The organism is Acidihalobacter yilgarnensis (genome assembly GCF_001753245.1).
Taxonomy (GTDB): Bacteria; Pseudomonadota; Gammaproteobacteria; order DSM-5130; family Acidihalobacteraceae; genus Acidihalobacter; species Acidihalobacter yilgarnensis.
In genome coordinates this window covers 2,508,560-2,521,893 of the sequence record NZ_CP017415.1, presented here as the reverse complement: position 1 = coordinate 2,521,893, position 13,334 = coordinate 2,508,560, and the positions used below count along the sequence as shown (strand labels likewise).

Here is a 13,334-nt window from a genome sequence, read left to right as displayed (position 1 = left end):
CGCGTACTGGACGCGCGCGGTCGGGCCTATTGTGCCGGGAGATGGGCTTCAGAAGGTAGTGCCGTCGTGTCCCCAGTGTTGTCTGGGGATATCGGCAAACAGGAGGTAGATCCGCGTACCGGGTATCCCGGTGTGGCGCTCAATCAGGGCGCACAGAGCTTCACTGAGCTTCGCGGGCATCTCGTCAGGCAGGCCGATACTGCTGAGTTTGAGAAGTGCCAGCGGATCGTCACGTCCACCGAGGCGCATGTCAGGATTGTGCTGGTACCTGACCATCATGTAGGCCTCTGGCTTGCCTAGGATGCCGGCGACGAGGCTGGACGATTCGTCAAGCAAGGCGTTGATGGCGGGAGGGGCAAGGGCCTGGCTGAGTTCGATGTTGAGCAGTGGCATGGTCAGTTCTGCGTGCAGAAACGTTTGACGAAGGATTTCGCCTGCTCCAGGCGTTGGGCCCGTTGTGCATCATCCAGCCATTCAACGCTGCCGTCGGGCTTGACGACCCGGACGCGGCGCGGCATTTCGAGGGTCTTGATGTTCTGGTTCGCGAGCGCGCAGTTTTGCTTGAGGTGCGGGATCTTCGTGGGTTTTGTCGGTGCTGCGTGAGGCACCTTGGGGGCAGGGCTACCCGTCGCCGTCGGTGGGTTTGGCCCAGGCATTTGCATGCCGTTGCCCTCGGGCGTGTCGATTTGCGTATAACGCTGTCCGGAAGGGGGCGTTTGGCTATAGTGCGTCACGCCCTGCCCATCCACCCATTTATAAATCGCCGCATGCGCGATGAATGGCGTGACGAACAACAGCGCCGCCGCCAAGCTGGCTATACTGGTGCGAAACCCCATGTCGATTCTCTCGATTGCTATGCGGGCAGTGTAGCAAATCCGCCTGCTGGACCCCATAGAGCCACTCGAAAAGCGCATTTGATGTATTGACTATTAGAGTATTATTAATTACTAATATGCATTGATGGGCTGGCTGGAGCTGCCGCCCTGAGATATTTGACGAATGGAGCCGGGTACGTGCGGATGATTGGGATTCTATCGGATGGTCGAGCATCGGGGCGATGCTCGTTACTTGCCCTGGCGCTGCTGGTCTCGGCATTCGCGCCGGCTAGCGCTGCAGATCAGGAAGATGCCACGGGGAGTGCCGCGCTGGGCTTCGAGCAAGCGATGAGAATGGCGCTCGCGCAGACGCCGCAGATGCTCACCGCGCGGGCGCAGCTGGACGAGGCGAGGGGCGGGGTGCGCGAGGCACGTGGACATTTGTTACCCCGGCTCAGCGCATCCCTGACGGCAATGGGCAGCGACAATCCGCTCAATGTCTTCGGCATGAAGCTCTCTCAAGGAAACGCCACGTTCAATGACTTCGGGGCCAATCAGTTTCTCGGGCCGCAGAGTCTGACCACTGCGCCGAACAATCTGAACAATCCCGGTTGGTATCGAAATTATCAGCCCAAGTTGTCCCTGCAGATACCGATTTACAACGGTGGGCAGGCTTGGGGTGGCTTGGCGCAAGCGCGGGCCTATCTGGCCGCAGCCCAGCTGGGTGATGCAGCCGCGCGGCAGCACTTGCTATTCGAGGTGCTTGGCGCGTATGTGGGGGTGGGTGCCGCGCAGGCCTTTGTCGGCGTTGCGCAAAAAGGGATTGCCGCCGCCGATGCCTATGTGACGCTCAGTGAGAAGCTGTTCGGCCAAGGTGTCGTTTCAAAGAGCGACCTGTTGCGGGCAAAGCTGCATTTGACGAATGCGCGTCTGCAAGGCGAGGAGGCGCGCAATGCACTGGAGGACCAACGCGCACATCTGCGGATGCTGGTCGGATTACCCGCGGATGCACCCTTGCGTCTCAGTCAGCGTATTCGCGTGTCTTTGCCCGCGATGGACTTGGGGAAACTCAGGCAGCAGGGCGTGGGCGCCAATCCGCGCGTACAGGCACAGATGTTCCAGGTCGAAGCAGCGCAGGCCGGTGTAGAAGTGGCACGTGCGAGTTACATGCCGCACTTCAATGTTGAAATCAGTCGTGAATGGAACAGTCCGTCGCTTAACGGTGGTAGGCCCTCGTATACCGTTGCTGGCGTCCTGTCCTGGAATCTGTTCGATTTCGGTGCCCGCGGCGGCGCGCTCGATGGCGCCGAGGCGCGCGTAATGCAGCGCCAGGCCCAGGCGCGCGAGGTGCGCGAGAAAACCGAGCTGGCGGTTGGCAAGGCTTGGCGCGAGGTGCGCCTGGCCGCCGAGCGCGTGTCGGCCCGAAACCAGGCCATTGGCGAAGCGACCGAAGCTGAACGGCTTGCGCAGCTGCGTTACGAAAAGGGCGTATCGACCATCGCCGAACTCCTGGCCGCGCAAACCGAACTCGATAAGGCACGCAGTCAGCTGGTGGCGGCGCGCTATCAAGCCGTGATGGCGCGTGCCGGTTTATTGCTGGCGCTCGGTCAGTTGCACATGACGGCACTGAAGGCGCAGCCGGCCACGGCACTTTGAATCCAAGCCGCCGATTCTCAAAACTACTCTGGAAGCGACGACAATGGTGATTGAATTACGCAAAGGGACATTGGCCGTTCTGCTGGTCCTGATGGCTGGTCTTTTGGCTGGGTGTGGCAAACAGGATGCCGCGACGTCCGGGGAGTCCGCCCATGCCGATAGGGTCATGGCAAAGCTCGAAACGGTGGTGGTACGCGGTTTGCCCGCTTATGCCGAGTTTCCCGGTAGCGTGGTCTCGTCTGATCGCGTACAGGTGGCCTCGCGACTCATGGGTTATGTGCAGGGTTTGCACGTGCATGAGGGGCAGCACGTAAAGGCTGGGCAGTTGTTGCTGAGCATCGATCCGAGTGACGTCAAGGGGCAGATCGCACAGGCCGGCGCAAGCCTCGACAAGGCGCGGGCGGCTCTAGACGATGCCGCGGCGAATGAGCGCCGGTACAAGGCCCTCTATGCACAGCAGGCAGTGCCGGCGCAGCAGTATCAGCGGGTGCAGATGGCCTACCGGGTTGCTTTGGGGGATGTGGCCGCGGCGCGGGCCGGTCTGAAGACTGCCCGCGCGCAGCTGCATTACGCCGAAGTGCGCGCACCCTTTGCGGGCGTCGTGGTGTCCAAATCGGTCAATGACGGACAACTGACCGCACCGGGGCAGCGATTGTTGACGCTCGATGGCGCAGCGCATTTGCAGGTGGTCACGCAGTTGAGTGACCAGGCCTTTCGCGGGCTCAAGCTTGGCCAGGCATTGACGGTCGAAGTGGATGGGCTTGACGCCAAGTCGAAGACTTTGAGCGGGACGGTGGAGCGTCTAGTGGATGCCACTGATCCGATGACGCATACCCACATGGTCAAGATTGCGCTATCCGCGGGCAGCCCGGTGCAAAGCGGCGATTATGCGCGTGTGCGCATCGTGGTCGGCCAGCATACTGGCATCGTGGTGCCGATGACCGCCGTGAAGCGGCGCGGTGGCATCGATGGGGTTTTCGTGGTTGATGCCCAGGATATCGCGCATTTCCGCATGGTGCGTCTGGGTCCGCCCGTCGGTGATGCCATCGAGGTGCTGGCCGGGCTGGTGAGCGGTGATCGTGTCGTCGTGTCGGCCCGGGGGCGTTTGGACAATGGCGTGCATGTACAGGTGGACAGCGCGTCATGAGCGAGCAAAAGACGGACAGCCGGTTGAATCTCGCCGGGCGCCTGGCGCAGGGCTTTCTGACGTCCAAGATCACGGTGCTGATCATGCTGGCGCTGACCTTGTTCGGCACTCTCGCTGTGATAGTTACCCCGCGTTTGTACAACCCCGAGATCGTGGTGCCCGCCGCCTCGATCCTGGTCATGCGTCCGGGCAGCGGTCCGGAAGAAATCCAGAATCAGGTGGTTCGACCGCTGGAGGCATTGATGGCCGGGCTTAAGGGTGTGGAACACACCTATGGGTATGCGGTCAACGATATGGGCGTCGTGACCGTGCAGTTTCAGGTGGGCGCTAATGAGGAGCGCAGCTTGCTGCTGCTCTACAACCAGCTGATGCGTAACATGGATCGGCTGCCGCCGGGGACGATGCAGCCGCTGGTCAAGAGCATCGGCATCAACGACGTGCCGGTGTTGGCGGTTACGCTGAGCTCCAATCGCCTTGATGAGGTTGCCCTGCGCGAGCTGGGTGAGCGGGTACTGCAGCAGCTACGCAGCGTTCCGAATGTCGGCGACAGTCATGTAATCGGCGGGCAACGTCCGGCCGTGAATGTGCAGATCGAACCCGGTCGTCTATCCGCTGCCGGTCTCGGCCTGGATCAGGTGCTCAAGCTGCTCAAGGCCTCCAATGTCGTCATTCCGGCGGGTCATCTGGTCAACAGCAACCAGCAGGTCGACTTGAGGGTCAGCGCGGCCTTTGCCAATGTGGCCGAACTGGGCAACATCGTGGTCGGCGTGGTGCGAGGCAAGCCCATCTATCTCCGGGACGTGGCCCGGGTTACGCTCGGCGCGCGTGATCACGACGAATATGTGAGCGAGGCCCTTGGTGCGGCCGGTGTGCGGGGCGACGTCACCGCCGGCGATGCCGTGCCGGCGGTGACGCTGGCCATCGGCAAGCGTGCGGGCGCCAATGCGGTGACCGTGTCTGGCGCGGTGTTGTCCAAGCTACATCGCCTTGAACGTGAGATGTTGCCGCAGGGTGTGCACGTTAGCGTGACGCGCGACTATGGGCAGCGAGCCAATGATGCGGTCAACACGCTGATGGAGCATCTCGCCATCGCCATCATCGTCGTGGCCTTCATCCTGCTGTTTTTCCTCGGCTGGCGAGAGGCGATCATCGTCACGTTAACGGTGCCACTGACGCTGTTCGTGGTGCTGGGCGTCGGTTGGATGATGGGTCAGACCATCAACCGGATTTCCTTGTTTGCACTGATCCTGTCGCTGGGACTGCTGGTTGATGCGGCCATCGTGGTGATCGAGAACATTCACCGCCATCTACATCACGGCGATTGCCGTGACTACGGCGGGATGTTGGTACGCGCGACGAATGAGATTGGCAATCCGACCAATATCGCGACCATTGCGGTCATTCTCGCCTTTATTCCGATGGCCTTCGTCAGTGGGATGATGGGGCCGTTCATGCGCCCGATCCCGATCAACGTCCCTGTGGCGATGGTGGCCTCGCTGATCCTGGCGTATATCGTGGTGCCTTGGGTGGCATATCGCTGGCTGAAGGGCAAAGCCATGGCCACGCTCGCGCGTCGGAGCGACTTGGAAGAAGCGGGTCAGTCTCAGGAGGATTGGTTGCACCGCAGTTATGTTGCCGTGATCCGCCCCTTGATCGCCAGCGGGCGCAAGCGCTCGGTGTTCTTTCTCGTGGTGGTGGGGTTGCTGCTGTTGTCCATGCTCATGCCCGCTTGGCAATTTATCCGCCCATCCGGCATGAATGGCCCGATCAGTCCCTTGGGTGTGAGCCTGCAGATGCTGCCCGACGGTAACGTCAGCACCTTCACTGTGGAGATCGACACGCCCGCCGGTACCGCGCTGGCCGAGACCGGTCGGGTGGCGCAGGCCGTTGGCGAAGTCCTCGCAGGCAACCGCTATGTGACCCACTACCAGACCTACCTGGGGCGGACCGGGCCGTTGAGCTTCGCCGGCATGGTCCGTGGCGACGCACTACGCAAGGGCAGCAATTTGGCGCAGATCGTAGTCAATCTCATCGGCGCTCACGACCGCCCGCATACCAGTGTCGTGGTCACCAAGGCCTGGAAGGCGCTGGCGCCGGTGCGCAGGGCCTTTCCCCTGAGTCGCATCAAGCTCTTCATGACGCCGCCGGGTCCGCCGGTGCGTTCGCAGGTGTTGGCCGAACTGTACGGGCCGAACTATGAGACGTTACGGCAGAGCGCCGCGCTGGTGAAGCAGGACTTCGAAAAGGTCTACGGCATGATCAATATAGATGACTCGGTTACTGCTACGGCACCGGAGTATCTGATTCACGTCGATGCGCGCAAGGCCATGCTGGCCGGTATCGTGCCTGCCCAGGTCGCTAAGGTGGTACACGATTACGTGGCCGGTATCGAGGTCGGCACGCTGCGCGTGGCGCATGCGCCAGAACCGGTGGAGCTGATCGTGCGTCTGAAGCAGGCGGACCGCTCTTGGATTCAGCAGGTGCGCGACCTGCGCGTCACCAACGCGCAGGGGCGCTCGGTGCCGGTGGGCAGTCTTGTGCGCATCGAGCCGGCCAGCGTGGCCAAGCCGATCCTCGACCGCGATCAACATCCAGTGGTCTACGTCATGGGCGATATGCTCGATGCCAGTCCGGTCTACGCAACGCTGACGCTTAACAAGATGCTCGATGACACGACCTTGCCCAATGGCGTTCATGTGACCACGGCCAATCTGGGCTTCGTCGATGCCCAGCCACACGATGTGACGCACTATCAGTTGCTCTGGGGAGGGGATATGCGGTTGACACTGGACGTGTTCCGCGACCTCGGAGCGGCCTTCATCGTTGCCCTGGTGTTCATTTACCTGTTACTGGTGGCCTATTACCAGTCGTTTGCGCTGCCGATGATCGTGATGGGGGCAATTCCGTTGACCCTGGTCGGTATCTTTCCCGGCCATTGGTTATTCCATATGCCGTTCAACGCGACTTCCATGATCGGCTTCATCGCGCTGGCGGGTATCGTGGTGCGCAATTCGCTGCTGCTCATCGACTTTATATTGGAATATCGACGCCGCGGGTACAGTTTGGCCGATTCGGTGATCGAGGCCGGCGCGATCCGGTTCCGGCCGATCTTGCTGACGGCGTTGGCCATCATTTTCGGCTCGGCGGTGATGGTCAGCGATCCGGTGTTCGGTGGGCTTGCCGTATCGCTGATCTTCGGCACGCTGGCTTCCACGCTGTTGACCCTGGTCGTGATTCCGCTGATGTACTATCTCTGGCAACGGCGTGAGGATGCGCGTGCCGGCACTGCGTGATCCGGCTGGCAGGCATAGGCAATCAGTTGGACTTGCGTCGCCCCTTATTGGTGCGGGCGAGTTCTTGGAGCATGGCTTCCTGTTCGTTGAAGGAGGGCGGGGTTTGGCCCATGGCCGGAGGTTCGCCTTCGTTTGAATTGGACTCGACGGGTTGATGCCCGGCCCGTTCGCCGGACTTGAGCTTGAGGTAGTCCTCCAGCGAATCGTCGACGTAGCGTCCGCGATAGCCCGGTGGCGGCGCGGCGGCACCTGGACGCATGAACTGGCGCAGCCGTAAGGCCTTGTTCAGTGCCACGCTGCGTCGTCTGACCCAGGTCATATCGAAGGCGAGCAGGGCCAATAACGGTAGGGCGGAAACCGCTGCCGAAAGGCTGCCGAAACGCAGCCATAGCCATGGCGTGAGCGCACACAGTAACGGATAGGCAAGTGCGCCCATGGGTTCCTTCAGATACCAGCGGTGCAGACCCAGCGGGAATAGCGCCATCAGGGCATAGGCCCGTTCAGGACGTCGCATCATCCGGCTGTAGCGCAGATTCAGGGTTTGTAGACCTTCGCCTTCGAGGTCGAGTTTTTTCCAGGCTTCATGCATGTGGCTGATCTCTGCGACGTTTTGTCGCGTTACGGACAGTGTGTGGATAATACGACAGGTTTTCGGTTTTCTAGCGCGGGAGGGGCTGCTAGTATGCACCGACCTACACGCTGATCCCTCTGAGGATTTGAACCCTACCGTGGCTGATCGCAGACTTCAGGTTTTTTACACCGTCGCCAAGCTTCTGAGTTTCACCAAGGCGGCGGACACTTTGCATATGACCCAGCCGGCGGTCACGTTCCAAATTCGCCAGCTTGAGGATCATTTCAATACGCGGCTTTTTGATCGCACCCACAATCGTGTGAGTCTGACTGAGGCAGGGCAGGTCGCTTACCAGTTCAGCGAACGTATCTTCGAGCTCTATGCGGAGCTGGACAATTCTATCAAGGAGCTGACCGGCGACATCAGCGGTGCGCTGACGGTCGGCGCCTCGACTACGATCGCCGAGTACATGCTGCCAGCGCTCTTGGGTACCTTCAAGGCCGAACACCCCGACGTGAACCTACGCCTGAGGGTTTCGAACAGCGAAGGCATCGTCTCCATGGTCGAGAACAATATCATCGATCTTGGCGTGGTCGAGGCGCCCGTGGCGAACAAAAACCTCGTGGTCGAGATCTGCCGTATGGACGAGCTGGTTGCGGTGCTGCCACCCAACCACGCCATGGCAGGGGAGAAGACGATCACGGCCAAGGCATTCTTCAGCTATCCTTTTATCTGCCGTGAAGAGGGTTCTGGGACGCGCGAAGTGATCATGGAATACCTCGACGAACAAGGACTCGATCGGAACAGTCTCAATGAGTGCCTTGAGCTGGGTAGCTCGGAATCCATCAAAGGGGCTGTAGAGGCTGGGATGGGTGTGAGTATTCTTTCGCGGACCAGTCTGGACAAGGAAATCGCACTTGGGCGCTTAGCTGCGGTACCCCTCGACCCACCGCTGCGTCGGCCATTCTCGTTCGTGCGCCAGCGTCAGAAATTCCGCCTGCGCGCGATGGAGGAACTGCTCAATTTTGCCCGAGAGTACTGCGAAACTCATGCGCATGACGGACACTCGCAAACACAACCGTAAGATAAACAACACCGCCCCCACGCAGGAGAAGCCACATGCAGAACTACGTGGTCGTGCAGAACACCTATTCGGAATTTCTCGGCTTGATCGAGAAGCAGCTTGAAAAGCGCGATATAGGCTTTGACTATTACCGGCCCTTCCTGGGTCAGGGCCTGCCGCCCAGCGCCGGCCAATTCGATGGGTTGTTCATACTGGGCGGCGCTTCGTCCACGCTGGACGAGGAGGCGTTGCCTTATCGTAACGACGTGATCAACCTGATTCACTTGTTCCAGAAGTCGCGTCGCCCGGTGGTCGGGTTTGGGTTGGGTGGTCTGTTGGTTGCCGAATCGGCTGGTGGCATTGGACGTGAGTATCCACCCTATACCGCGGGATTTGTCACCGCACACAAGACTAGCGCCGGGGAGGGAGATGCGCTCGCTGAAGCAATCGACGGGCGTCGCGTGCTGGTGCTTTACCACGGTGGCGTCGACCTGCCGGCAGGTGTCGAACCCCTCCTGGTGGACGATGACGGGCGTTGGCTTGCCATTCGCCCGGACTCGATGACATACGGCATGCTTTTCCGCCCTGAAATGAAACCGGGGATGATCGAGGACATCATCATGGAAGATTCCCATAATCCACCACCGAACCTGCCGGCACTGTTGGGTGAGGCGCGTATGGAGTGGGGCGGCATGCAAGAAACGACCGATGCAGTGGCCGTTGCTTTGGTCAAGTCACTTGGGCTCATGCAGGCCCGTCATAAGACCCCCGTTTTCAGCCTCAAGGTGGAATAAGTCTGATGTTGCCGATCCCTGCCAATAAGCGTGGAGCGGCGGGCAAGCGTTTGCAGGCGCTGTTCGAGGACCTCCCGGAGCACGAGCGGCGCACGCTGTTGGCGTTCGCAGAATTCCTTGCTTCGCGGGCACCCAAGACGGCGCCGGTGGCTCAGACGCCGGTGCCGCAACCGAGGCCAGAGAAAGAATCGGTAGTCAAGGCGGTGCGTAGGCTTTCTGCGACTTATCCCATGCTCGATAAGGCGAAAATGCTTAATCAGACCTCCGCGCTGATGGCCCAGCATGTGATGCATGGGCGCGCAGCGGTTGAGGTGATCGACGAGCTGGAGGTTTTGTTCGAGTCTCATTACAACCAGTATCGGAAGGATCGGGACGAAGATTCGACTGAATGATTGCCCTGTTACGCGCATGGTTCCAGCGGTACTTTTCCGATCCACAGGTGATCAGCCTGATTTTGCTGATCGTCTCCGGCACTGCCGTGGTGTTGTTCACGGGGCGTCTGTTGGCGCCGCTGATTGCGGCGCTGGTGGTCGCCTTCGTACTAGAGGGTGGGGTGCTCGCACTCGTCCGTCTGGGTATGCCCAGATCGCCGGCGGTGTGGGGGGTCTTCCTGCTGTTCATGACCTTGGTCGCGTTAATCTTGGGCGGGCTCGTGCCGTTGCTTTCGCGCCAGGTGGCAGAATTCCTGCGTGAACTACCGCACATGATCGCTCAAGGGCAGGAAGCTCTGCAGACGCTGCCGCAACGTTATCCCCACTTTATTTCCGATATCCAGATCAAGGCGATCATGGGTGAGCTGCAGCATGCCCTCGGCGGTATCGGCCAACAGGTGTTGAGCCTGTCGCTGGCCTCTGTGATTGGTCTCATTACCCTGAGCATCTACCTGATTCTGGTCCCCTTGCTGGTGTTTTTCATGCTCAAGGACAAGGCGTTGCTACTCAGTTGGGCACAAGGTCTGTTGCCCAGGCAGCAGGCGCTGGCCTCGGAAGTCTGGCACGAAGTGAACCTGAAGATTGTGGGTTACGTTCGTGGCAAGCTGGTCGAAATCACGGTGGTCTGGTTATCGACCTATATCGCCTTTGCCTTGCTGAACCTGCATTACGCGTTGTTGCTGGCAGTGCTGGTGGGGCTCTCGGTGATCATCCCCTACGTGGGGGCCGCGGTGGTGACGCTGCCGGTGATATTCGTGGCCTATGCGCAATGGGGGCTAAGCGGTGACTTCTTTTCCGCGGTCGGCGCCTATGCCGTGATCCAATTCATCGATGGCAACCTGCTAGTACCGCTGTTGTTTTCGGAGATGGTGAACCTGCATCCGGTCGCAATTATCGCGGCGGTGCTGCTGTTCGGCGGACTTTGGGGAGTATGGGGTGTGTTTTTCGCCATCCCTCTCGCGACGTTGGTGCAGGCGGTATTGCACGCCTGGGTGGGCGCGGTCCGCCGGGCCGACGGCGAGTTGCCGCCGGCCTGAGGCTTACTCAAAGTGCCTCGGACGCGAAATCAGCCAGACGCGAGCGTTCGCCGCGTCGCAGGATGATGTGGCCGCTATGCGCCCATCCCTTGAAGCGGTCAACCACATAGGTCAAGCCTGAGGTGGTTTCCGTCAGGTAAGGCGTGTCGATCTGGGCGACGTTGCCTAGGCAGATGACCTTGGTGCCGGGGCCGGCGCGGGTGATCAGCGTCTTCATCTGCTTTGAGGTGAGGTTCTGCGCTTCGTCGATGATGAGGAATCGGTTCAGGAAGGTGCGCCCGCGCATGAAGTTGAGCGAGCGGATCTTGATCCGGTTGCGTAGTAGGTCGTTGGTGGCCTCGCGCCCCCAGTCGCCACCGGCCTCGGTTTTGTTGAGGACCTCAAGGTTGTCCATCAGGGCGCCCATCCAGGGTGTCATCTTCTCCTCTTCCGTGCCGGGTAGGAAGCCGATGTCCTCACCTACGGGGACGGTGACGCGGGTCATGATGATTTCCTTGTAGCGATTCTCCTCCATGGTCTGGACGAGACCGGCAGCGAGTGTCAACAGCGTCTTGCCGGTGCCGGCGGCACCTACTAGGGTGACGAAATCCACCTCTGGGTCGAGCAGGAGATTGAGCGCGAAGTTTTGCTCAGGATTGCGTGCATGGATACCCCAAACGCCGTGTCGAGGCGAGGTGTAATCCGTCACGGTCTCGATTAGGGCGTGATCCGCTGCGACTTCACGCACGAGGGCGGAAAAGCCGGCTTCACCGGGTTGCCTCAGGCATTCGTTGGGTTGCCAACCCTGGATCAGGGGCCCGCGCATGCGGTAGAAGGTGCGGCCGTTTTCCTGCCAGGATTCCATGTCTTTGCTGTGGTGTTCCCAGAAATCCTCCGGCAACTCGGTCATGCCGCTATACAGCAAGTTGACGTCGTCTAGGACCTGGTCGTTGTGATAGTCCTCTGCATGGACGCCGACCACGCTGGCTTTGATGCGTAGGTTGATGTCCTTGGATACTAGGGTGACGCGGCTATGGTCTCCGCCATTTTGCAGCGCCAGGGCAGTGGCGAGGATGGTGTTGTCCGGGCTGTTGCCAGGTAACGTTTCCGGCAGTGAGGCGGGGAGGGTATGGGTCTGGAAGAACAATCGTCCACTGGCGGCCAGCTCGCTGCTGTGTTCCGTCAGCGCGGTATTGAGACGGAGGCCGTCGCTGATGGAGCTGACGCCGCCCTGGCCCATAATTTCATCCAGGAATCGGCTGACCTGACGTACGTTGCGCGCGACCTCGGAGACGCCTTTTTTGGCCCGGTCAAGCTCCTCCAGTACCACCATGGGCAAGTAGATGTCGTGTTCCTGAAAGCGGAACAGCGCACTGGGATCATGCATCAGCACGTTGGTATCGAGTACGAATAGGCGTTTTTTGGGACGGGCCGGGGCCATGTATCCTCCGGGGAAGTGACTTATAGCTGTTGGAGTGCCTCCAATACCGCATCCGCATGGCCAGGCACCTTGACCTTGCGCCACTCGGCTCTGAGCAGACCCTCATGATCGATCAGGAAGGTGCTGCGTTCGATACCGAGAACCTGTCGACCGTACATGTTTTTGGTCTTGATCACATCGAATAGCTTACACAACTGTTCGTCGCTGTCGGACAGCAGGTGGAAGGGCAGCTTGAGTTTTGCCCGAAAGCGCTCGTGAGATGCCAGGCTATCGCGCGAAACACCGAGAATTTCGGCGCCCGCCTGACGGAAATCGTCGTATCGGTTGCGGAAGTCTTCACCTTCGCGCGTACAGCCAGGCGTGCTGTCCCGCGGGTAGAAGTAGATGACTAGAATGCTCGTGCCGAGCAGCGCGTCGTAACGGAATATTTCGCCGGCGGTAGACGGGCATTCGAATGCGGGGATGGGCTGGCCGATGTCCGGCGCCGTGCTCATGGATGGATCTCCTGTCTTTGACATGGTGCGTAATTCAATGCTTGACCGGCTCCATGATACCGTCAAGATTGAAGCTGTCGCACAGGTCGAGGAATTCGTCGCGCAGACCGGCGAGATGGGCTTGGCCCGGGATCTCGATGGTCATGTGCAGTGAGAACATCGGCGAGCCTGTGTGCGGCGCGGCGTAGGTGGCGGTGGTCATGTTCTGGATATTGACGCCACGTTCGGCGAAAAAGCTCGCGAGCTCGTGGACGATGCCGGGCTGGTCAAGGGCGATGACGTCGATAGCATAGGGCAGCCGGTCGCTGCGCGGCGGTTTGCGTTCGGTGCGCTGGGTCGTCACGGTCAGTCCCGTGGCCTGGCCCAGGCGGTCCAATGCCTTTTCGAGCTTGGTGGTAGTGTTCCAGTTGCCGCTGGCCAGCAACACTATGGCAAAAGTACCCCCGAGCACCGTCATGCGGCTGTCTTCCAGATTGCATCCGGCGTCGTGGATGGCGCCGGCCACCGCTTCGACGATACCGGGTCGGTCCTCGCCGATGGCCGAGATTACCAGGTGTGTATTCAATGTATCCTCAGCGAGCTGGGGCCTCATGGCGGCCTCTTGATGTTGTAG

At 60.3% G+C, this 13,334-nt stretch carries 13 protein-coding genes; 7 read left to right on the top strand and 6 right to left on the bottom strand.

Going from position 1 to position 13,334, the window contains the following annotated elements:
- Nucleotides 1–48: 48 nt before the first annotated feature.
- Complete coding sequence (locus BI364_RS12080) at nucleotides 49–393, bottom strand: phenylpyruvate tautomerase MIF-related protein (protein ID WP_070078958.1); 345 nt, start codon at nucleotides 391–393, stop codon at nucleotides 49–51.
- A 2-nt stretch (nucleotides 394–395) separates the two neighbouring features.
- Nucleotides 396–809: a DUF4124 domain-containing protein gene (locus BI364_RS12075; RefSeq protein WP_197495697.1), complete on the bottom strand. Its 414-nt coding sequence runs from the start codon at nucleotides 807–809 to the stop codon at nucleotides 396–398.
- Nucleotides 810–1,019: 210 nt separating this feature from the next.
- On the opposite strand from BI364_RS12075, the gene BI364_RS12070 reads away from it, so the two are divergent.
- From BI364_RS12070 to BI364_RS12060, 3 genes are all read left to right on the top strand, one after another.
- On the top strand, nucleotides 1,020–2,471 hold the full coding sequence (locus BI364_RS12070; protein WP_070078956.1) for a TolC family protein: 1,452 nt from the start codon (nucleotides 1,020–1,022) through the stop codon (nucleotides 2,469–2,471).
- A gap of 166 nt (nucleotides 2,472–2,637) precedes the next feature.
- On the top strand, nucleotides 2,638–3,618 hold the full coding sequence (locus BI364_RS12065) for an efflux RND transporter periplasmic adaptor subunit (RefSeq protein WP_197495696.1): 981 nt from the start codon (nucleotides 2,638–2,640) through the stop codon (nucleotides 3,616–3,618).
- The gene (locus tag BI364_RS12060) at nucleotides 3,615–6,911 is read left to right on the top strand and encodes an efflux RND transporter permease subunit (protein ID WP_070078954.1); all 3,297 of its coding nucleotides are present in this window, start codon (nucleotides 3,615–3,617) and stop codon (nucleotides 6,909–6,911) included. Before BI364_RS12065 ends, BI364_RS12060 begins: the two co-directional genes overlap by 4 nt.
- Nucleotides 6,912–6,933: 22 nt before the next feature.
- On the opposite strand, the gene BI364_RS12055 is transcribed toward BI364_RS12060, so the two are convergent.
- A complete protein-coding gene (locus BI364_RS12055; RefSeq protein ID WP_070078953.1) occupies nucleotides 6,934–7,500 on the bottom strand; it encodes a hypothetical protein in 567 nt (188 codons plus the stop codon).
- A 139-nt stretch (nucleotides 7,501–7,639) separates the two neighbouring features.
- On the opposite strand from BI364_RS12055, the gene BI364_RS12050 reads away from it, so the two are divergent.
- From BI364_RS12050 to BI364_RS12035, 4 genes are read left to right on the top strand one after another with little or no spacing between them, the layout of a single operon-like run.
- Nucleotides 7,640–8,566 carry a LysR family transcriptional regulator gene (locus BI364_RS12050; RefSeq protein WP_070078952.1) on the top strand — a complete coding sequence of 309 codons (927 nt, stop codon included), beginning with the start codon at nucleotides 7,640–7,642 and terminating at the stop codon, nucleotides 8,564–8,566.
- Between the two features lie 35 nt (nucleotides 8,567–8,601).
- Entirely contained in the window at nucleotides 8,602–9,339 is a 738-nt protein-coding gene (locus tag BI364_RS12045; RefSeq protein ID WP_070078951.1) for a type 1 glutamine amidotransferase, read from the top strand.
- 5 nt (nucleotides 9,340–9,344) lie between these two features.
- The gene (locus BI364_RS12040) at nucleotides 9,345–9,731 is read left to right on the top strand and encodes a Crp/Fnr family transcriptional regulator (RefSeq protein ID WP_070078950.1); all 387 of its coding nucleotides are present in this window, start codon (nucleotides 9,345–9,347) and stop codon (nucleotides 9,729–9,731) included.
- Nucleotides 9,728–10,807: an AI-2E family transporter gene (locus BI364_RS12035; RefSeq protein WP_070078949.1), complete on the top strand. Its 1,080-nt coding sequence runs from the start codon at nucleotides 9,728–9,730 to the stop codon at nucleotides 10,805–10,807. Before BI364_RS12040 ends, BI364_RS12035 begins: the two co-directional genes overlap by 4 nt.
- A gap of 7 nt (nucleotides 10,808–10,814) precedes the next feature.
- Here the strand turns inward: BI364_RS12035 and BI364_RS12030 are convergent, their stop codons facing one another.
- Genes BI364_RS12030 through BI364_RS12020 form a run of 3 tightly spaced genes read right to left on the bottom strand, consistent with a single transcriptional unit; the run spans nucleotide 10,815 to nucleotide 13,286 of the window.
- The gene (locus BI364_RS12030; protein ID WP_070078948.1) at nucleotides 10,815–12,227 is read right to left on the bottom strand and encodes a PhoH family protein; all 1,413 of its coding nucleotides are present in this window, start codon (nucleotides 12,225–12,227) and stop codon (nucleotides 10,815–10,817) included.
- A gap of 20 nt (nucleotides 12,228–12,247) precedes the next feature.
- Complete coding sequence (locus tag BI364_RS12025) at nucleotides 12,248–12,721, bottom strand: peroxiredoxin (protein WP_070078947.1); 474 nt, start codon at nucleotides 12,719–12,721, stop codon at nucleotides 12,248–12,250.
- 34 nt (nucleotides 12,722–12,755) lie between these two features.
- Entirely contained in the window at nucleotides 12,756–13,286 is a 531-nt protein-coding gene (locus BI364_RS12020) for a glycine cleavage system protein R (RefSeq protein WP_233279509.1), read from the bottom strand.
- Nucleotides 13,287–13,334 lie beyond the last annotated feature (48 nt).